This window comes from Streptomyces sp. NPDC001536 (assembly GCF_042894505.1).
In the GTDB taxonomy this organism is placed as follows: Bacteria; Actinomycetota; Actinomycetes; order Streptomycetales; family Streptomycetaceae; genus Streptomyces.
Genome location: NZ_JBIAVQ010000003.1, coordinates 395,598 through 414,578 on the forward strand (window position 1 = coordinate 395,598; position 18,981 = coordinate 414,578).

The 18,981-nt window shown below is 70.3% G+C and carries 15 protein-coding genes; 9 read left to right on the forward strand and 6 right to left on the reverse strand.

Annotated features, from left to right (window positions below):
* Position 1 precedes the first annotated feature (1 nt).
* A complete protein-coding gene (locus ACFY0U_RS10780) occupies positions 2-589 on the forward strand; it encodes a toll/interleukin-1 receptor domain-containing protein (RefSeq protein WP_388633321.1) in 588 nt (195 codons plus the stop codon).
* Positions 589-4,275: an FxSxx-COOH system tetratricopeptide repeat protein gene (fxsT, locus tag ACFY0U_RS10785; RefSeq protein WP_388633324.1), complete on the forward strand. Its 3,687-nt coding sequence runs from the start codon at positions 589-591 to the stop codon at positions 4,273-4,275. Before ACFY0U_RS10780 ends, fxsT begins: the two co-directional genes overlap by 1 nt.
* Before the next feature lie 50 nt (positions 4,276-4,325).
* On the opposite strand, the gene ACFY0U_RS10790 is transcribed toward fxsT, so the two are convergent.
* A complete protein-coding gene (locus tag ACFY0U_RS10790) occupies positions 4,326-5,444 on the reverse strand; it encodes a sugar ABC transporter substrate-binding protein (RefSeq protein WP_388633326.1) in 1,119 nt (372 codons plus the stop codon).
* A gap of 207 nt (positions 5,445-5,651) precedes the next feature.
* Between ACFY0U_RS10790 and ACFY0U_RS10795 the strand changes: the two genes are divergently transcribed.
* The gene (locus tag ACFY0U_RS10795; protein WP_388633329.1) at positions 5,652-6,812 is read left to right on the forward strand and encodes a sensor histidine kinase; all 1,161 of its coding nucleotides are present in this window, start codon (positions 5,652-5,654) and stop codon (positions 6,810-6,812) included.
* Between the two features lie 85 nt (positions 6,813-6,897).
* Here ACFY0U_RS10795 and ACFY0U_RS10800 read toward each other — a convergent pair whose 3' ends face one another.
* Positions 6,898-8,589, reverse strand: a complete 1,692-nt coding sequence (locus tag ACFY0U_RS10800; protein WP_388633332.1) for a lysyl oxidase family protein — start codon at positions 8,587-8,589, stop codon at positions 6,898-6,900.
* Positions 8,590-8,854: 265 nt separating this feature from the next.
* On the opposite strand from ACFY0U_RS10800, the gene ACFY0U_RS10805 reads away from it, so the two are divergent.
* Complete coding sequence (locus ACFY0U_RS10805) at positions 8,855-9,274, forward strand: luciferase family protein (RefSeq protein WP_388633335.1); 420 nt, start codon at positions 8,855-8,857, stop codon at positions 9,272-9,274.
* Here ACFY0U_RS10805 and ACFY0U_RS10810 read toward each other — a convergent pair.
* From ACFY0U_RS10810 to ACFY0U_RS10820, 3 genes are all read right to left on the reverse strand, one after another.
* Positions 9,244-10,296 (reverse strand): NAD-dependent epimerase/dehydratase family protein, encoded by a 1,053-nt coding sequence (locus tag ACFY0U_RS10810; protein ID WP_388633337.1) that lies wholly within the window; start codon positions 10,294-10,296, stop codon positions 9,244-9,246. The two genes, ACFY0U_RS10805 and ACFY0U_RS10810, sit on opposite strands and share 31 nt — an antisense overlap.
* A 23-nt stretch (positions 10,297-10,319) precedes the next feature.
* Complete coding sequence (locus ACFY0U_RS10815; protein WP_388633340.1) at positions 10,320-11,162, reverse strand: hypothetical protein; 843 nt, start codon at positions 11,160-11,162, stop codon at positions 10,320-10,322.
* A gap of 79 nt (positions 11,163-11,241) precedes the next feature.
* A complete protein-coding gene (locus ACFY0U_RS10820) occupies positions 11,242-12,276 on the reverse strand; it encodes a hemin ABC transporter substrate-binding protein (RefSeq protein ID WP_388633342.1) in 1,035 nt (344 codons plus the stop codon).
* Positions 12,277-12,448: 172 nt separating this feature from the next.
* Here ACFY0U_RS10820 and ACFY0U_RS10825 point away from each other — a divergent pair, with 172 nt between their 5' ends.
* The 4 genes from ACFY0U_RS10825 (at position 12,449) to ACFY0U_RS10840 (ending at position 17,331) form a co-directional block, all read left to right on the forward strand.
* Positions 12,449-13,147 (forward strand): LPXTG cell wall anchor domain-containing protein, encoded by a 699-nt coding sequence (locus ACFY0U_RS10825; protein WP_388633345.1) that lies wholly within the window; start codon positions 12,449-12,451, stop codon positions 13,145-13,147.
* Between the two features lie 33 nt (positions 13,148-13,180).
* A complete protein-coding gene (locus ACFY0U_RS10830; RefSeq protein WP_388633348.1) occupies positions 13,181-14,104 on the forward strand; it encodes an HtaA domain-containing protein in 924 nt (307 codons plus the stop codon).
* A gap of 69 nt (positions 14,105-14,173) precedes the next feature.
* On the forward strand, positions 14,174-14,701 hold the full coding sequence (locus ACFY0U_RS10835; RefSeq protein WP_388633351.1) for a hypothetical protein: 528 nt from the start codon (positions 14,174-14,176) through the stop codon (positions 14,699-14,701).
* A 98-nt stretch (positions 14,702-14,799) separates the two neighbouring features.
* Entirely contained in the window at positions 14,800-17,331 is a 2,532-nt protein-coding gene (locus ACFY0U_RS10840; RefSeq protein ID WP_388633353.1) for an immunoglobulin I-set domain protein, read from the forward strand.
* A gap of 68 nt (positions 17,332-17,399) precedes the next feature.
* Here the strand turns inward: ACFY0U_RS10840 and ACFY0U_RS10845 are convergent, their stop codons facing one another.
* A complete protein-coding gene (locus tag ACFY0U_RS10845) occupies positions 17,400-18,326 on the reverse strand; it encodes an SMP-30/gluconolactonase/LRE family protein (protein ID WP_388633356.1) in 927 nt (308 codons plus the stop codon).
* A 156-nt stretch (positions 18,327-18,482) separates the two neighbouring features.
* Here ACFY0U_RS10845 and ACFY0U_RS10850 point away from each other — a divergent pair, with 156 nt between their 5' ends.
* The gene (locus ACFY0U_RS10850) at positions 18,483-18,845 is read left to right on the forward strand and encodes a DUF6479 family protein (RefSeq protein WP_388633359.1); all 363 of its coding nucleotides are present in this window, start codon (positions 18,483-18,485) and stop codon (positions 18,843-18,845) included.
* Positions 18,846-18,981: the final 136 nt, after the last annotated feature.

Genomic DNA, 18,981 nt, shown 5'->3' on the forward strand with positions numbered 1-18,981 from the left:
GGTGGATTACGAGTACGACGTCTTCATCAGTTACAGCCACAGAGGGCACGTAAAAGACTGGGTGAAGAACCATTTCCAGGAAGAACTGACGAAGTCGTTGTGGGACGTGCTGCCCAACGACCCGCGGGTCTTCGTGGATTACGAGATACCGGTCGGAACACACTGGCCGGAGAAACTCGAAGAAGCCCTCCTGAAAAGCCGCTGTCTCGTGGCGATATGGTCGCCGCCCTACTTCCGTTCCGAGTGGTGCATGGCGGAGTGGACGAGCATGCGCAAGCGCCAGGCGGCCCTGGAGGAGACGAACGGTCAGGCGCCGACCCTGATCTACCCGATCAGGTTCGCGGACGGCGACCACTTCCACCCCGATGCCCAGGCGACCCAGCACTGCCGGGACCTGAGCAAGTACGGGCACGACGGTGAGCAGTTCCGGAACACTCCCGACTACGTGGCGTTCCAGAAGGAAATGCGGACCGTGGCCGAGGAGATCGCGTCGCTCATCGACTGCGCGCCGGAGTGGCAGGCCGGCTGGCCGGTCGACCGTCCGGAGGCCTACCGGAAGATTCCCCAGAGCCGTCTGCCGAGGTTGTGATGAACAAACTCGACGGCAAGGTCGTGACGTTCTACTCGTACAAGGGCGGGGTGGGCCGCAGCTTTCTGCTCTCCAACACCGCCACGCTGCTCGCCCAGTGGGGATACAAGGTCCTCTGCATCGACTGGGATCTGGAGGCCCCCGGCCTTCACTACTACTTCCGCCCGCATATGGAGAGCCCGGAAACCGGCCTGGTGGAGATGGTGCTGGGCGCTCGCGACGGGCAGCAGGTGGACCCACTGGGGCACATCACGCCGGTGACCTTTCCCGACGGCTCCCGACTCGATCTCATCGCCGCGGGCGGGGTCGGGGCCGACTACATCCCCAACGTGCAGGGCATCGACTGGGACGCGCTGTACGAGGACCAGGACTTCGGCAACGTGCTGGAGGACTGGCGGCGGCGCTGGATCGAGTCGTACGACGTCATCTTCGTTGACAGCAGGACCGGGATCTCGGACTCGGGCGGTATCTGCACGGCTCAGCTGCCGCACATCCTGGCGTACGCCTTCACCGCGAACCAGCAGAACGTGGACGGCGTACTGGAGGTGGTCACCAGGGCGGCGAAGGCACGCAACGGGCTGCCGTACGACCGCTCCCGTCTCCTCACGCTCCCTCTGCTCTGCCGGTTCGACATGAGCGAGGAGTACGAGCGGGCGGCGGACTGGCGCCGAAAGCTCCAGCCCGCGCTCAAGTCCAGCTACAACGCCTGGGTTCCGGAGGGGGCGGCGGTCGAGCGGGTGCTGGATCACTGCACTGTTCCGTACTCGGCGTACTGGTCCTTCGGTGAGGAACTCCCGGTCCTGACAGAGGACTTCAGGAACCCTCAGCTCATCAGCTACAGCCTCGCTTCGGTCGCGGGGTTGATCGCTCGGAACCTGTCGGATGTGCGGCTGTTCACCGAGAGCCGGGACTCGTATGTGGATGCCGCGATCAGGACGGGCCGGCGAGGGGGCGACTACGCGTACGACTTCTTCATCAGCAGTGCGTCGAACTCGGACGATGACGCCAGGAAGCTGGCCGCTCTGCTGGCGGCCGAGGGGTTCACGAGCCACCCGCACTTCCCGCAGGACGACCTGCGCCCGGCCATCGACTCCTGTCGGCACTTCATCCTGCTCGCCCGGGACACGGTGAACTCACAGCAGCGCGTCGATGTGAACTACTTCCTGCGGCAGACTCTCGACGAACAGACCGACCGCACCCTGTTCCCCGTGATCACACCCCGGCACGTGCTGCGCGATCTGCCGTCCATCGCCCAGTCGATCCCGCCCTATGTGCTGTCCGAGGACGCGCTGCCGAGTGTCGCGAGGGCGATCAGTGGTCGGATTCGGGGCGAGAACGCATTGAGCGCGCCTCCGGAGAGCGGTTACGTCGCCGCCGACGACCACCTGTTCATCTCGTACGCCGGTGCGGACCGGGCGTGGGCGGAGTGGGTGGCCTGGCAATTGCACAGCGCCGGGTACACGGTCGAGTTGGACGTGTGGGACTGGCGTGCGGGCGACGACTTCGTGCAGCGCATGGACCGGGCCCTGGAGCGGGGGCGGCTTGTGGCGCTGTTCTCAAAGGCGTACTTCGAGCCCGGCCGGTACACGACGGAGGAGGCCTCCGTGGTGCTGGCCGCCCGGGGCAGGCTTGTCCCGGTGCGCCTCGACGATGCCGACGCGCCGGAGATTCTGGGTGGCCTCCTGGCACCGAGCCTGGCCGGGCTGGACGAGGAGGAGGCGCGGGCCACGTTGCTGCGGGCGGTGTCCGGTCCGCTCGGCACCCCGGACACCTCGCCCGGCTTCCCTGGGCGCACCGGGTCGGGGCCCCGGCTGCCGGGGAGCCTGCCGCAGGTGTGGAATCTGCCTCCACGCAGGGCCAACTTCGTCGGCCGGGAAGACCTGTTGATGGAGATGCGCACCCGGCTGACGGAATCGCGAACGGCACCGGTGCTGGCCCTCAGCGGCCGGATCGGGGTGGGCAAGACCCAGCTGGCCATGGAGTACGCGCAACGGTTCAGCGGGGAGTACGAGCTGGTGTGGTGGGTGCGGGCCGACCTGCCGATTCCCGATCAGTTGGCCCAGCTCGCCTTGAGCATCGACGGTGTCCGCGCGGGTCCTGTGGAAGAGCTGGTGCGGACACTCCGCCAATACCTGCGAACCCATTCGCGCTGGCTGCTCGTCTTCGACAACGCCCAAGACCCCGCTGAACTCACCCAGCATCTGCCAAGCGGCGAGGGACATGTACTGATCGCCTCCCGCAACCCGCTCTGGCACCAGGTCGCCTCGTCGATCGAGGTCGACGTCCTGAAGCGCGACGAGGCGGTCGAGCTGCTGCGCTCCCGCAGCCCGCAGCTGACCGAGGAGGACGCGAGTCGGCTGGCCACCGCCCTCGACGGACTGCCGCTCGCGCTGGCGCAGGCCGGGGAGTCCCTGTACCACTTCACTGCGGACCGGTACCTGCGACAGCTGGAGGAGCACGCCTTCGCGGCGGTCTGCGATGGCACCCCGTTCGACTATCCGGGATCTCTGGCCGACCAGCTCGACGTCGGCATGACCCGACTGCGCGAACAGGACCCGATGGCGGTCGACCTGTTGCAGGCGTGCACTCTGCTGGCGCCGGAGCCCTTCCCCCTGCACGCCTGTGACCCCGACAAAGCCGAAGCCGAGGGCGATGACAGGGGTAGCGTGCTGGTGCGGGCGCTGGTCAACCCCCGTAGCTTTCGGCGAGCCCTGACGGCATTGGAACGGCTCGGGTTGGCCCGGGCAGCCGGCGGCAGCATCCAGGTGGACCGCCTCACCCAGGCCGTCCTACGTGATCAGCTGAACACCGAGAGCCACGCGCTGGCCGCGCGCCAAGCCAGCGCCCTGCTGGCCGCCGCCTACCCTGGCCAGGCCGCCGACCCGACGACTTGGCCGCGCTGGCCCGCCCTGCTGCCCCACCTCCTCGCCATCAGCCCCGCCGACCTCACCACATCGCTCGCCCGGTTCGCGGCGTGCGAGGCCTGCTGGTACCTGCTGGACCGCGGGGACGCCCCCACTGCGCGGGCCCGGCTGGAGGATCTGTACCGGGACTGGGAGCGGCGGTTGGGTGCCGAGGTCGAGGACACCATGTGGGCAGCGGCCTATCTGGCGCGGGCGTACGCCGATACGGGCAAGTCCGCGGCGGCCCGTGGGATGGAGGACAACATTCTGCGCTGGAAGGAGTCGCGGCTGGGCACTGGTCACCCCCGCACCCTCCGCACCGCCAGCAACCTTTCTCTGCGAATGGCGGACACGGGTGGCACAGGACAGGCTCACGATCTGGCTGTGAAGACCCTCGACGAGCAGCGCGCCCTACTGGACGAGGACTATCCCGACACCCTGGTCACCGTCGGCAACCTCGCCATCCTGAAGGCCGGACTGGACCGGCTCGAAGAGGCCTTCACCCTGACCCAGGAAACCCTGGCCGACCAGCGCCGCGTGCTCGGCGAGAACCACCCCCACACCCTGATCACCGCAGGCAACCTCGCCATCCACCTCATCGCACGGGGTGAGCCGGAACGGGCCCATGAGCTCGCCGTCGACACCTTCGCCCGCCAACGCAACGTGCTCGGCAACACCCACCCGGACACCCTGCACACCGCGGCCACCGTCAACGGCACCCCCCGAGCCCCCCGCCCGATCCAACAACCGAACACCCCGTACCAGCCCCCACAACAGGAGTAATCGGCAGATCTGAGCCAGATCCGCCAATCCCTCCCTCTTCCTCCGCCGCCCTACTTCAACCCGATCTCCGCGCAGTCCGCCGCATACTCCCCCGTACAGATCTCCTTCACCGTGTACACCCCATCCCGGATCACCGTGTCCTTGATGTTGAACTTCGTGAGCGCCACCACCGGCACCAGCATCGACGGGATGTCCTGGGCCGTCGGGCTGTCGACGGTGTCCGTGGCGAGGGAGTCGAACTCGATGGAGCGGCCCTGGACCTTGGCGACGGCCATCTCCGCGGCGCCGTTGGCCTCCTCCAGGAAGGACTTGTAGACGGTCATGTACTGCTCACCGGAGACGATCCGCTGGACGGCCGCGAGGTCGGCGTCCTGACCGGTGACCGGTGGGATCTTGGTGGCGCCGGCGGCTTTCAGCGCGTCGATGACCGCGCCCGCCATGCCGTCGTTCGCCGAGTAGACCGCGGAGATGTTGTTCAGCCCGATCGCCTGGATGGCCTTGTTCATGTTGGCCTTGGCGATCTCGGGCTTCCACTCCTCGGTGTCGTAGGACTTGGCGATGACCACGTGGTTGTCGAGCACGCTGAGCGCGCCCTCCTTGAAACGGGCCGTGTTGGGGTCGGCGGGTGAGCCGTTCATCATGACGATCTTGCTGGACGCGGCGTTGTCGCCGAGCGCCTCCAGGATGGAGCGGCCCTGCACCTCGCCGACGAGTTCGTTGTCGTGGGATATGTACGCGTCGATCGGGCCCTGGGCGAGGCGGTCGTAGGCGATGACGGGGATGCCCGCGTCCTTCGCCTTCTGGACGTCCGGCGCGATGGCCTTGGCGTCGACGGCGTCCACCAGGACGACGTCCACCTTGGCCGCGATCATCTGCTCGAACTGCCGGCTCTGCTTGTCCGCGCTCGCCAGGGCGTTGGCGTAGCGGACCGTGCCCTTGCCGTGGGTGAGGTCGGCGACCCGCGCCTTGATGAGGGGGTAGTCGAACTTCTCGAAGCGCTTGGTCTCCTTGTCGGGCAGGAGCAGACCCACCGTGATGTCGTCGCCCTTCTTCGGACTCGCGGAGCTCTCGCTTCCGCTGACGGCGTCGACGACACCGCAGGAGGTGATCAGCAGCGTCGAGGCGACGGCGAGGAGGGCGGTTCGGTGGGGGGCGGTACGAACGTTCACTGACGTGCCTTCCGAGCTGTGGAGCGGCAGAGCGCTTCGAGCGTCTCGCGCCGAAACCGCTCACAGGAGACCCGTACCGAATCTCCCCCACCCACCACGCCTTGTTTCACATTTGACCAGTCGGTGGCCAGGGGCCCTGCCACACGCCTCGCGCCTCGGCCGTTCGGCCGATCCCGGCGCCGGACCGGCGCGCATACGGTGATCCCCATGAAGTCCGCTTCCCCCCGGGGCTGCGCCCGCGGTGCCGTCGTGGGCGCGCTGATCGCGCTGTGCCTCGTCGACGTGCTGAGCGCGCAGGACTCGGGGTACAGCGCCTGGCGCCCGGTGGCCGTCCTCGCGGTCGGCCTGACCGCGCTGCTGTGGCCGGCCGCGCGGCGCCCCGGCTGGCTCACCCCGCAGCTGCGCACCGCCGTACCCGCCCTGGTCTCCCTCCTGTACACGGCGTCGGCGCTCGTTTCCGACCGGGCCGCCCCGTTCGGTCCGGGCGAGGTCGCCGTCCTGCTGTCCCTGCTGTTCGTCGCGGTACGGCACTGCCCGCCGCGCTGGGCCGTGGTGTGCGGTCTGCTGGACCTGGCCGCCGTCCTCACCCAGCCCGCCCGCGACTTCCGGCAGCTGAGCAACGGCGAGGGGCCTGCCTATGTCCTGGTCAGCCTGGTGCTGGCCGGTCTCGTCGCCTCCCTCGCGGCCTATCTGCGCTCCCTGGACTACCGCCGTACCGTCGCCGTCGCCGACACCCGCCGCGAGGAACGCCTCGCCATCGCCGCCGACCTGCACGACTTCGTGGCGCATCACGTGACCGGCATCCTCGTCCAGACCCAGATGGCCCGCATGATGGCCACCACCCAGCCCGAGGACCTCGACCCGGTCCTCGCGGGCATCGAGGGCGCCGCGACCGAGGCGCTGGCGTCCATGCGCCGCACGGTCGGAGTGCTGCGAGACTCGGACGGGGCCGAGGCCGACCGGCGCCCGGTGGGCGACCTCGCGGGCATCGAGGAGCTGACGGAACGCTTCGCGAGCCCGGTCCAGAAGGTCGCCCTGGACCGCGCGGGCGTCCCGGACGACCTGCCGCACGAGGTGCAGGCGGCGGCCTTCCGGGTCGTACAGGAGGCGCTGACGAACGTACGGCGGCACGCGGCCGACGCGACCGAGGTCACCGTACGGCTGGCCCTCGACGGCGACCGTCTGACCGTGTCCGTAACCGACGACGGGCGGGGCGGCACCCAGCTCCCGGACGCGGCGCACGGCGGCGGCTTCGGGCTGGTCGGGCTGAAGGAGCGGGTGACCGCGCTGGGCGGCGAGCTGACGGCCGGACCGCGCGCGGGGTCCGGCTGGGAGATCAGGGCCGCGTTCCCGCTGCCGGCCGGATGACCGAGGCGGCGGGGCCGGGCGCGGGTGTCCGTGCGTGCCCGCGAGAGGCACCGAGCGACACCCGCGCCCGCGACGAACCGTTCGGTTACGGCGCGTTGATCAGGTCGTGCGGCGGTACCTGGACCGTGCGCTTGCCCGGTTCACCGCTCAGGATCACCTTGCGCAGCGCGACGTTGTTGTTCAGGTTCGTCTCCTGGAGGCGCTTCTCCGGGTTGGCGATGACCTGGATGTAGTACGTGCCGTTCGGCAGGTCCGTGATGTCGAAGGACTGGCCGGGGCGGTACTGGGTGTAGGTGTCGCCGGAGCCGACGTCGAGGACCTCACGCACCGAGATGGAGTTCTGCTGACCGCACGCGGTCGACAGGTCGGTGTTGTACGGCTTCCAGTTGGCGTTCTTCACCGTGTAGTCCACGGCGTCGGTGTTGGCGAGGCAGAACGCCTCCTTGCCGCTGCGCACCTCCCTCGTCTGGTCCGCGCTCAGCAGCCGGTAGCTGGCGAAGTCGGTGAAGTGCCAGTGCTCGTGGCCGATGCGCGGGTCCCACTCCATGGTGCCGGTGGGCGTGTAGCCGACCTGCTTGCCGTTCGCGTCGTAGAAGTACTGGTAGGCGTCCATCAGATCGGCGCCCGGCTTGCGGAAGCCGTCGACGACCAGGGGCGCGGGACCGGCGTTCCAGACGTTGGCGCTGAAGGCCAGGTAGTCCTTGCCGGGTACGTCGCCGTCCTCGCCGTCGGTGATGGCGATGTCCCACGCCGGGAGGGAACGCAGGTCCGGCTTGGGCACGTTGGCCGGGACCCCGGCCCGTCCGGTGGGCCGCTTGCTGTTGGGCCGCAGCGCGGCCGCGATGCGCGAGCCGTCGGTGTGGCCGGCGCCGTCGCCCAGGTGGTGGGCGAGGCCACGGTCCTCCAGGGCGTGGGAGAGGGCTCCCGGGGTGGGCTCGTCGGCACCGCGCGGGCCGTAGTGGTGGCCCGCCCCCTGGGCCGAACCGTGCGCCGCGCCGTGGGCCGAGCCGTGCGCCCCGCTCCGGTGGGCGGTCAGGCCCTGGCCGCCGCCACCGCCGTCGCTGATCTGCCGGACGGTCACCTTGATCGTCGGCGAGTCGTTCGGGATCCCGAAGAGGTCCCGGTACTTCTTCGCGACGGACACCTTCGCGGTGTACTCACCCGCCGGCAGGTCCACGGGCTTGTCGTAGTCGACGGTGCTGGAGTTGGACGCCCAGCCCTTCTCGACACCCCACACCGACCCGAGGGTGAACGGGTTGGTGGGGCAGCTCTCCGGATAGTGCGAGGTGGCGGGCGCGTCCGGGCGCAGCCGGCCCGAGGCGTTGTTGGGGCAGAAGCTCCCCTTGCTCTGGGCGACCTCCTGTCCGTTGGCGTCCTTGACGGACACCTCCAGGAAGCCGGGCAGCCCGGAGAAGTCCTTCACGAGCCCGGCGGGAAGCGCCTTGGTGGTCGTTCTGCCGTCGTGGCGGAAGACCTGCTTGGCGACGACGGGGTCCTTGTACGACTTGCGCGTCACCTTGAACTCCAGGGGCGCGTTGTCGACGGTGACGTACGTGCCGAGGTCCAGGTAGACCCCGGGTTCCCCCTCCCACCGGTCGAGCGTCACGGAGTTCGACGCGGCGATGAGCTTGAGCTTCGGCTTGCCGGGTGTGGCGGCCTGCGCGGCTCCGGCGCCGGGTGCGGCTCCGGCGCCGGTGACGACGACGGTGAGCGCGGCGCCGGCGGCGAGCGCGGGGCGCTTCCAGCGGCCTCTGTTGCGGTGTTGCTGACTGGTCATCGGTTCCTCGTCTGCGAGTGCCCTGGTCAGGGGCATCGGACTGGACAACCCACGGGCGGCCGGCGATGGGGACGCACCCCCGCGCGGCCCCATGTGCACACCGGCCCGCCTGTGAGCAACCTGTGAGACCTGTAAAAAGGGTGTCCAGGTTGCCTGTTGAGAAGGAAATCAATCGATCGGGCGGCGCCCGCCCGTGGACCTCACGCCCCGGTTACTTTTCCCTCAACCTCTGGTTGCGCGGGGGTGAGCAGGCGACGATGGGCTCATGACTCTCGCCGAGCGCGCCTTCGAGCGCCTGCAAGCCTGGCCCGACCTCCGCGCGGGGCACCCCAGCTGCGGTACCGGGCAGGCCCTGCGCTCCTCCCACGGCGAGATCGTGCACTTCCACTCCGACCGGGACGTGGACCTGCATCTGACCGGGCACGCGATCGAGCGGTTCGCGAGGGACCTCCAGGGGTCCACCGCCATCCACCTCGTCCCCGGCTCCCGCTGGGTCACCGTCCACCTGGACTGCGACACCGACGTCGACCTGCTGCTGAGCCTGGTCAGCATGGCGCTCAAGGCGTACCAGGGACAGGCGGGCGAGTCGGCGGCCGTGTGCAACTTCCGCCGGGTGACGGTCGTACCGCGGGACGTCCCCCTCGCGGGGCGCGGTCACTGCGCCGGTTCCCGCCAAGCGCGGTAGTGGTCCAGGACCGTCTCCTCGATCGGGCGGTAGGTGAGGCCCAGTTCGTCGACGCTGCGGCTGTTGTCGACCTCGAAGCGGATGCCGAGGTGCTTGCGGATGTAGTCCTGGGTGAGGCCGAACGCCGGGCCGAGGACACGGACCGGCCAGTGCGGCAGCCGGGTCCGGGGCAGCCGGAGATCCCTGGGGTACTCGGCGCGCAGGATGCGGGACATGTCGTGGAAGGACGTCATGGTGGGCGCCGCGAGGATGTAGCGGCCGTGCGCGTCCGGGTTCTCGGCGGCGGCGATGTGCGCGTCGGCGACGTCCCGCACGTCGACCGTGGTGAAGCTGAAGTCCGGGGCGCCGTAGAAGAAGTAGCCCTTGAAGAGCTCCTCCAGGAGGAAGAGGCTGCCGGACTCCGAGGCCGGGGTGAGCGAAGGGCCCAGGATCAGGCCGGGGTTGACCGCCACCATGCTCCAGCGGTCCTGCGCCTTCGCCGCGTCCCAGGCCGCCTGCTCGGCGACCGTCTTGGCGTAGTGGTACGGGTTGTTCTCCACCGTGCTGGTGGTGTTGACGTACTCCTCGGTGAGGATCCCGTCCTTCATCTCCCGTACGTCGGCGTAGTCGCCGAAGATCGCCCCGACGGTCGAGGTGAAGACGAGCCGGCGGACGGCCGGGGTGCGCTCGATGGTGCCGAGCACATTGCGGGTCCCGTGCAGCGCGGGCTCCACGACGTCCCGCCGGCCGTCCTTGATCCTCTCCGGTACGAGGAACGGGGAGGCGACGTGGAAGACGGTCCCGCAGCCCTCGGCGGCCTCGTCGAAGGAGCCCTCGGTGAGCAGGTCGGCCTCGAACAGGTCGAGCCTGTCCGGGAATTCGGCCTGCATCGCCCGTAGCGGCCTGGTCTTCGGCGAGTCGGCGGTGCTGCGGACCGTCGCATGGACCCGATGGCCGCGTTCCAGGAGCCGTTTCACCAGATGGCTGCCCACGAAGCCGCTGCCGCCGGTCACCAGGACCGGGGTCCTCTCCACGTCGTCCACCCGCGCTCCTCGAACAGAACAGGTCAGAGCCCGTAGCGGCTCTTCAGATGACGCCAGAAGTCACGCGCCATCCATTGGTCGAACTCGGTTATCTGCGCGGCCGATCCGGCCTTCATGAGGAAACAGCACTGGCCGGTCGGCGTCCAGTCGTAGAAGTCGTCGAGCCCGAAGGTGTGGCCGACTTCGTGGAGATAGATATGGATGTTCTCCTGACCGAGGGCCCCGGTGAAGTACTCCTGGCCGACCCGCTGGCCCCAGTCCCCGCCCGCGCCGCCCTGGAAGCCCTTGGTGAGCCACAGAGACTGGTCGTAGTGGCGGGCGACGCCGCCGGGGCACCTGGAGTAGTTGCCGTCCTGGTGGAAGAAGCGGCCGCAGTCGGGCGCGCACTGCGGGGCGCCGCCGCCGTCCAGGTTGTTGACGTAGATGTCGACCGAGTTGTCGCTCCACTGGAGCGTAGAGCGGTTCTTCACCGCCCAGCCGACGATGTTGACGGGCACATGGGTGTACGGCCAGGCGTTGGTGCCCGTGCCGTTGTCGACCATGGCCGCCATCCATTTGCCGAACTGCTTCTTCAGCTGGGCGTGGATCTGGTCGCGCAGGGCGGTGCTGACGGGGGCGTCGGACTCCCAGCGGACGCAGTAGTTGATGCTCCCCCGGTTGGCCATGACCTGGTCCCAGCCGTAGTTGCGGAAGCCGTAGAGGTTCGGATAGGTCGACTCGACGTGGTTCCAGACCTCGTTCAGCGGTTGGACGAGGTGGGAGGGCGGGCTCCAGTTGTCGGCCGACCGGGCGGGTGCCGCCGTGGTGAAGGCCGCCGCCAGCAGGGCGGTGAGGAGGGTGAGGAGACGCGCGATGCGGGTGCGCATGGAGGTGAACTCCCTTCGTGGGGTTGGGACTTCACCTCCAGGTCGCCGCCGGGCGCCGGGCGGGTTGCCGACGCGTTGTTCACACCCTGTGGATTCTGTCCACAAGGATGTCGATGACCAACGGCGTGCGCGGTCCGAAGCTCAGCAGCACGCCGTCCTCCAGGGTCACGACACGGCGGTCCGCGCCCGCCGGGGTCTCGCGGATGCCCGGGATGTCGACGAGGCCGTCGATGCCGCCGACAGACTCCAGACCCTTGTCCATCATCAGGATCACGTCCGGCTCGGCGGCGATGAGGGCCTCGCTGGTGAGGGGGGTGAAGGGCTTGTCCAGGCCCATCTCCACGCCCGCGTCGACCGCGCCCGCGGCCTCGATCAGCGAGTCGGCGCCGGAGCCCTTGCCGCCCATCAGATAGACGGCCGCGCTGCCGCGCATGTAGAGGAAGGCGACCTTGGGCTTGCTGCCCCGGGGGACCGCTGCCTTGGCCGCCGAAAGGTCCTTGGCGATACGGGAGTTGAGGGCCTTGCCCGCCTCCGGGACGCCCAGCGCCTGGGCGACGCGGGTCGTGCGGGTCGAGACGTCGGACAGTTTCGTCGCCGGGTCCAGGACCACGACCGGGACGCCCGCGTCGCGGATCTGCTCGACGGCCTCGCTCGGGCCGGTGTCGGTGTCGGCGAGCACGACCGTCGGGCGCAGCGACAGCACGCTCTCGGCGCTCACGTCGTGCGCCTTGGTGACCTGGGGGAGCTTCTCGGCCTCCGCGAAGGTGGCGGTGATGTCCCGGCCGACGACCTTGTCGCCGAGGCCGAGCGTGAAGACGGTCTCCGCGATGCCGCCGTTGAGGGGCAGGATGCGCGACGCGTCCCGCACTCTGACCTTGCGCCCGTCGGAGGAGTCGACCGTCACCGGCAGCTTCGGTGTGGGCGCCTCGCCCGCCAGCGGTACGAGGGTGTTCTTCGCCAGCTGCTTCTCGGCGGCCGCCGCCCGTGCGCTCGCGGAGAGCGGTGTGGTCTCGGTGGACGCCGTGTCCGAGCCGCCGCCCGCACAGCCTCCCGTCAGCAGCGCGAGGGCCAGGGCCCACGGCGCCAGTCCGATCCGTCTTCCTGACCTACGCATCGCCGAAGTTCCTCCGAGTCTCCCGGGCCCCACACAGTTGAGAATAGATTAGGTTAGGTTTACCTTATTACCTCATGGTGGGGGTGCCGCCTTGCTGTCCTCAAGTGCCCTACGCGGCCGAGGAGTTGTCCGGTTCGCCGGGGTTGCCGCCTCGGCCGGACTGGTGTTGACCGTGGTTTCACCAGCCGTCGCGGCCGATACGGCGACCGGTCCCGAGGGGCAGAAACTCACCGTCTCCAAGAGCTCGGGCCTGGCCGCGGCGGGCGAGACGGTCACCGTCTCCGGCACCGGCTACAACACGGAGAAGGGCATCTACGTCGCCTTCTGCGTGGACAACGGGGCGGGCAGGACCCCGACCCCCTGTGTCGGCGGCGTCGACATGTCCGGCGAGTCCGGGGCCTCCGTGTGGGTCTCCTCCGACCCGCCCTCCTACGGCGAGGGTCTCGCCGAGCCGTACAAGGGCAGCGGGCACGACGGCTCCTTCTCCGTGCGGCTCAAGGTGCGCGCCAAGGACGCCAACACCGACTGCACCAAGCCGGGCGTCACCTGCGCGGTCATCACGCGCAACGACCACACCCGGGGCGGGGACCAGAGCCAGACGGTGCGCATCCCGGTGACGTTCGGCGGGGCCGGTTCGTCCACCGCCACGTCGACGCCGGGCGCGACCGCCTCGACGGCCACGACGACGGGCGGCTCCGGCGCCACCGGCGGTTCCGGCACCACGGGTTCGCAGAGCACCGGTGACGGCCCCCTCGCCTCCACCGGCTCCACCGCGCTGACCGCGGGCCTCACCGCGGCCGGCCTGGTCGCCGCCGGCACCGGCACCTGGCTGTGGGCGCGCAGGCGCCGGTCGGCCACGCGCGCCGGCTGACTCCAACCCCACTTCCCCCAGGGAGACTCGAAGATGGCGAACAGACCCGGCGCCGCCGCCGTCACGGGCGGCGCGCTGCTCGCGCTGCTGTGTCCGGGCGCCGCGGTGGCGCAGGACGCGGACGCGTATCCGCGCGAGGTGTCCGGCGGTTACGCGGCCCTGACCCTCGCGGACCAGGACGTCTCGCTCGACGTCGCCGCGCCCGCCGTACGAGGATCGGGGGACCGTGCCTGGTTCCCGGCGGCCGGTGGTGGCGCGGACCCCGAGGCGGGGGACGCGGACGTGGAGCTGGGCGGTACCGCCCTGCTGACCTCCGCCGCCGGAGAACGACTGCCCCTGAGCGGGCTGCGGCTGCGTCTCGACGGCGACGGCGGCACCCTGCTCGCCCGCACGGCCGTGGCCGGACAGGCACGCGAACTCGACCTGGCCGAGGTGACGTCCGGCGCCGAACCCGTCGTACGGACAAGTGGGGTGACCTGGAGAGGACTTCGGGCGTCGCTCACCGCGGACGGTGCGGCGCTGCTGTCCGAGTGGAGCGGGACGCGGTACGCGGCCGGGGACGCGTTCGGGGTGCTGGACGTGACGGTGGGCACGGGGAGCGAGGACGTCCGGGAGACGCCGGAGCCGACGCCCACGCCGCCGCGTACGCCCACGGAGACGGAACAGGCCGGGCCCGAACCGGCCCCTCCCGGCGCCTCGGTCGCCCACTCCGCCCTGGCCCCGGGTTCCCGGCAGCAGGTCTCCGGTGCGGGATTCGCCCCCGGCGAGGTCGTCCTGGTCGCGATCGACGGGGACACCCGTTACCAGGCCACGGCGGACGAACAGGGCCGTGTCTCCCGGACGTTCCCGGTGTACGACAACGCCGTCGAGGGCGAGCACGTGGTGCGGCTGCACTCGGCCGACGGCTCAACTCCTGCCGCCTTCAAGGCCGTTGAAGTCACCTTTGCCGTCCATTGACAATCCCGAGAGGTTGAACTTAGGTAAGCCTTACCTAAGTTCAACCTCTTCAGAAAGGTGCCTCTCCCCATGAGAGCCAACCTCGCCGCCCGTGCCGGTCTCGCCGTCGCCGCCGCCTCCGCCCTCACCCTGGGCCTGGCGACCTCCGCGTCCGCCGCCACGTCGACGCGCACGATCGTCGACGGCACCACCACGTACAACCTGTCGGTGACCGCGCCGGGCACCGCCTCCGCGGCCGGCCAGGTCGTCAACGTCACCGGCTCCGGCTTCAACACCGGCCAGGGCATCTACGTCGGTCTGTGTGTGGTCGACGGAGCGGCCGGAGTGAACAAGCCGACTCCGTGCCTGGGCGGCCAGGACCAGACCGGCGCGACCGGCGCCTCGCACTGGGTCAACAACACCTTCGGCGGCATGTTCGCCAACAGCTCCAGGTTCGGCACCGGCGGCACCTTCAACGTGAACATCTACGTCAACCCCGACCTCGGCGACGGCAACGTCTGCGGCGAGACCGTCGACTGCGCGATCGTCACCCGCGCCGACCACTTCGACACCAACGACCGCAAGTACGACGTCCACGTCCCGGTCACCTTCCAGTAGCCCTCCCGGCAGCCCGGGCCCTCACCCACCCGGGGGCCCGGCCCCGGGCCGCCCGAAGTGCCGGGCGCGCGCACCCGACGAAGGAGTGAGGAACTCCCATGCCTCTCAGACGCCCGGCGGCGCTGCTCGGCACCGCCGCGCTCGTGACCGCCTCCGTGGCCCTCGGCCCGGCCGCGCAGGCCGCCGACACCCCGAGGACCGGTATCGGCGCGGGCGGCCAGAAGCTGTCCGTCTCCGCCACCGCGAACCTGGACCCCGACGGCGAGACGCTCCGCGTCACCGGCGAGGGTTACGACGCGACCAAGGCGATCTACGTCGCCCTGTGCCGGGACAACGGCGACGGCAAGGTCCCGAGCCCCTGCATCGGCGGCGCCGACGAGAACGGCCAGGGCAGTTCCTCGCACTGGATCGTCCCCGAGGGCGACGAGTACGCGGGCGACCTCGCCCTCAACTGGGGCGCGGGCGGCACCTTCGACGTCGAGATCAAGGCGCAGGCCAAGGATGCGAGCGTCGACTGCCTGCGGTACGCCTGCTCGGTCGTCACCCGCGTCGACCACCGCAACCCCGGCGACCGCTCCCAGGACGTACGGGTGCCCGTCACCTGGGAGGGGCAGGACACCGGTGGCGACGACGGCGACGGCGTGGAGGTGCCGCCCGGCACGATCAGCTATGTCCGGTCGGCCGTGTTCGAGAACGTCGGCCGCCCCCTGGACCTGCTGCTGCACCCCGACTCCGGGAAGCTGTACGTCGGTTCGGACAACGTCGTCGACACCGCCGACGTCAACGAGCAGGGCCTGTACGTCCTCGATCCCGCGGACGGCAAGGTCCTCGGCCACATCGCCCAGGCCCCCGGTCTCAATGGCGTGATGGCCGGGCGTACCGTCCGCCGGATCATCGGCCCGCTCGCCGGTGACGGCGTCGCGTTCCACTACCCGCTGCGCGGCATCGGCCTCGCCAAGGACGGCGACACGGCCGCACAGGGCCACTGGTACAACGGCACCGCCTTCAGCGGCGTCGGCCAGGACGCCGACACCTCCTCCGTGCTGATCGCCGCGGGCCCCGAGCTGCGCCGCGTCGACCTCGCCACCGGCACCGTGAGGAACACGGTCACCCTCGAGGGCGGAAGCGCGCTCGGGGTGGACGCCGCCCGGGGCGTGGCCTGGTCCATCGGCACCGCCGAGGACAAGCGGGTGCTGCGCCGGGTGGACACCGCCGGCTTCCAGGTCACCGCCACGACCGAACTGCCCGCCGACAACTCCGTCTACTTCGTCGAGACGGACCCGGCGACCGGCAACGTCTGGGTGGGCGGCGGCACTTCGGTGCTCGTGCTCGACAAGGACGGCAAGCCGCTGACCACCCTGACCGGTGCGGACCGGCCCACGGCGGCCGCTTTCGACAAGGCCACCGGGCGGGCCTTCGTGCTGCGCGAGGACCTCTCCGACGAGACCGGGGACGACGACGGCTCCCTGGAGATCCTGGACAGCGCGACCTTCCGGCAGGCGGCCGCCCCGGTCACCCTGGCGGGCAGCGAGTCGACCGTCTACGCGGGCCTCGCCGTCACGCCCGGCGCCACGTCCGTGTACGTCACCAAGGGCACGGCGAACCAGGTCGTCAAGCTCGACCTGCGGATGTCCCCCAAGGTCACCCAGTCCCCCACCGACCGGACCGTGTCCCCCGGCGCCGAGGTCGCCCTCGTCGCCGCCGCCGAGGGCACCCCGGAGCCCACGGTGGCCTGGAGCGTCAGCCCCGACGGCGGCCAGACCTGGTCGAGGATCGAGGGGGCGACGAAGAACGCGTACACCTTCACCGCGAAGGCCGCGCAGGACGGCTACGAGTACCGCGCCGAGTTCACCAACCCGGTGGGTACGACCCGCACTTCGTCGATCACCCTGACGGTCGAGGAGGCGGACGACGGTGAGCAGCCGCCCGCGGACGACGACGAGCCCTCCGGCTCCAGGACCGGCACCGGCGCCGAGGGCCAGAAGCTGACCGTCACCCCGGTCAACAACCTCGCCACCGAGAACCAGACCCTGAAGATCACCGGTTCCGGCTACGACGAGGACAAGGGCGTCTACGTCGCCCTGTGCGTCGACAACGGCGACGGCGAACTGCCCACCCCGTGCGTCGGCGGCGTCGACATGACCGGCGCGTCCCACTCCTCGGCGTGGATCTCCTCCAACCCGCCGGACTACGGCGAGGACCTGGCGACCCCGTACGAGGACGGCGGCTCCTTCGAGGTCGAGCTCACCGTGGACGCCAAGGACGAGTTCACCGACTGCTTCGAGGCGAAGTGCGTCCTGGCCACCCGCGCCGACCACACCCTCTCCGGCGACCGCTCCCAGGACGTGAAGGTCCCGGTCAGCTTCGTCGGCCAGGACCCGGTCGACACGGACCCGGGCACGGACGACGGCACGGACACCCCGGACGACCCGGACTCCGGCTCCGACGGCTCCGGCGGCTCCGGTTCGGGCGGCACCACCGGCGGCTCGGCCGGAGGCACCGTAGCCACCGGCTCCACCGGTGGCAGCCTCGCCTCCACCGGCGTGACCGTCCTGTCCGTCGCCGTCCTCGCGGCCGCCCTGACGGGCGCCGGCTGGGTGGCGTACCGACGCGGCCGCAGCGTCAACTGACGCCCGGCGCGAGGACGTTCGCCCCCTCCGGCGCGGCCGGAGGGGGCGGACTCATGCCCGGGGTGGTGTCACAGGGACACGGCGACGGCGTTGTACGTCGTCTCCGGTGTCGGCGGGGTCGTGAAGCGGGCGTTGACCAGGTACAGCCGGTCCCCGAAGCGGGCGGCGGTGGTCGGCACGTCGAAGCGGGGGTCGGTGATCGTGGCGCTCAGGGTCGCGGTGGTGGCCCCGGCGTCCAGGTCCCAGACGCTCACCTTGTTGAGGCGGTTCTGGACGACGTACAGCGTGCGACCGATCCGCCACAGACCGTCGCCGTTGACGACGTCCGCCTGGCCGACCAGCGTGATCTTCGTGGCGGCCCCGGTCCTCGGGCTGACGTGGTAGAGCTCGCCGGGGGTGGACTTGACGACGATCAGGCCGCGGCCGTCGGGGGTGCCCACGATGCCGTTGGCGTTGTTGACGTCGGGGAGCTGCACCCAGTCGCCGGTGAGCGGGAGGGTGCGGACGGCGCCGCCGCGGCCGCGGGGGACGCTGTAGAGCTGGGCGGCGCGGGAGTCGGTGAACCAGGCGCGGTCCCCGAGCAGGGTGACGTCGTTGATGAAGTGGCCGGTGGCCTCGCTCAGTTGGAAGGAGCGGACGACCTCGCCGGTGCGCGAGTCGTGGACGCGGGCGACGCCGGTGTTGCCCGCGACGTACAGCAGGCCGTCGCGGTCGATCTTCAGGCCGACGGCTATCTGGCCGGTGGCTCCGGCGTAGAGGATCGTGCCCTCGCCGGTGCGCAGGTCGACGCGGTAGATGCCGCCGTTGGCGCGGGAGCCGAAGTACGCGTACGGCTTCGAGCCGATCGCGATGCCCTCGGGCAGCCAGCCGTTCGGCAGCGGGAACTCGGCGGGCCAGGTGGCGGCCTGCGCGGTGGCGGGGGCGGCCGTCACCGCCAGTGCGGCCAGTGCCGCGGCGCCGCCGAGGACGGCTCTGCGGCTCGGGTTCTGGACCATGGTGGGGACCTCCGTGAATCCAACTCCGTTTACTGTTCCTTTAGTTGGCAACGGCACGGCCTAAAGCCGAGTTCCCGGAAATCACCACGACAGCACATGGACAGGTTCCCCGAATTCGGGACTGCCCTTTTGAGGCATTTCGGTGATACTTGCAATATGAGTACGGCAGCGTTTGTAGTAGCGGCCGCGGGGAGCGATGTGCTCAACGTGATCGCCGCTTTCGTCGGTGGCGCGGTCATCGCCGGTGCACTGATCTGGGCCGTACAGTTCGGCATGCGCGTGCAGGACCGGGAACTCCTGCGGCCGCGCCCGGACGAGCAGCCCCACCTTCCCAGCACCGGCGCGATCCGCGAGGTCAGAGAGATGCGGGAGCCGAACGTGGTCCCGCTCGCGGAGCGGGAGCGGCTCATGCCGTATCAGCTCAATCACAGCAGTAAACGGGGCAAGGACCAGCGGCGAAAGCGCTGGCTGCCCGGGTCCAGCGGATCCTTCGGCAGCGGCGGTCTGGGACACGTGTGACGGTGTGAGGCCGGGGCTGCCCCGCCGACCAGGGGCAGCCCCTCTTCACCGTGCCGTCCGAAGGGCGCTCGGCATCGGGCGCCCCGCCATGACAGCGTGCGGTTTCGCTGCCGGGCACCTGAGCGAGGCCCGGCCG

Coding starts and splice junctions, on each gene's coding strand:
- fxsT (WP_388633324.1), top strand. CDS start 589: ATGAACAAACTCGACGGCAAGGTCGTGACGTTCTACTCGTACAAGGGC.
- ACFY0U_RS10795 (WP_388633329.1), top strand. CDS start 5,652: ATGAAGTCCGCTTCCCCCCGGGGCTGCGCCCGCGGTGCCGTCGTGGGC.
- ACFY0U_RS10800 (WP_388633332.1), bottom strand. CDS start 8,589: ATGACCAGTCAGCAACACCGCAACAGAGGCCGCTGGAAGCGCCCCGCG.
- ACFY0U_RS10805 (WP_388633335.1), top strand. CDS start 8,855: ATGACTCTCGCCGAGCGCGCCTTCGAGCGCCTGCAAGCCTGGCCCGAC.
- ACFY0U_RS10815 (WP_388633340.1), bottom strand. CDS start 11,162: ATGCGCACCCGCATCGCGCGTCTCCTCACCCTCCTCACCGCCCTGCTG.
- ACFY0U_RS10820 (WP_388633342.1), bottom strand. CDS start 12,276: ATGCGTAGGTCAGGAAGACGGATCGGACTGGCGCCGTGGGCCCTGGCC.
- ACFY0U_RS10830 (WP_388633348.1), top strand. CDS start 13,181: ATGGCGAACAGACCCGGCGCCGCCGCCGTCACGGGCGGCGCGCTGCTC.
- ACFY0U_RS10835 (WP_388633351.1), top strand. CDS start 14,174: ATGAGAGCCAACCTCGCCGCCCGTGCCGGTCTCGCCGTCGCCGCCGCC.
- ACFY0U_RS10840 (WP_388633353.1), top strand. CDS start 14,800: ATGCCTCTCAGACGCCCGGCGGCGCTGCTCGGCACCGCCGCGCTCGTG.
- ACFY0U_RS10845 (WP_388633356.1), bottom strand. CDS start 18,326: ATGGTCCAGAACCCGAGCCGCAGAGCCGTCCTCGGCGGCGCCGCGGCA.
- ACFY0U_RS10850 (WP_388633359.1), top strand. CDS start 18,483: ATGAGTACGGCAGCGTTTGTAGTAGCGGCCGCGGGGAGCGATGTGCTC.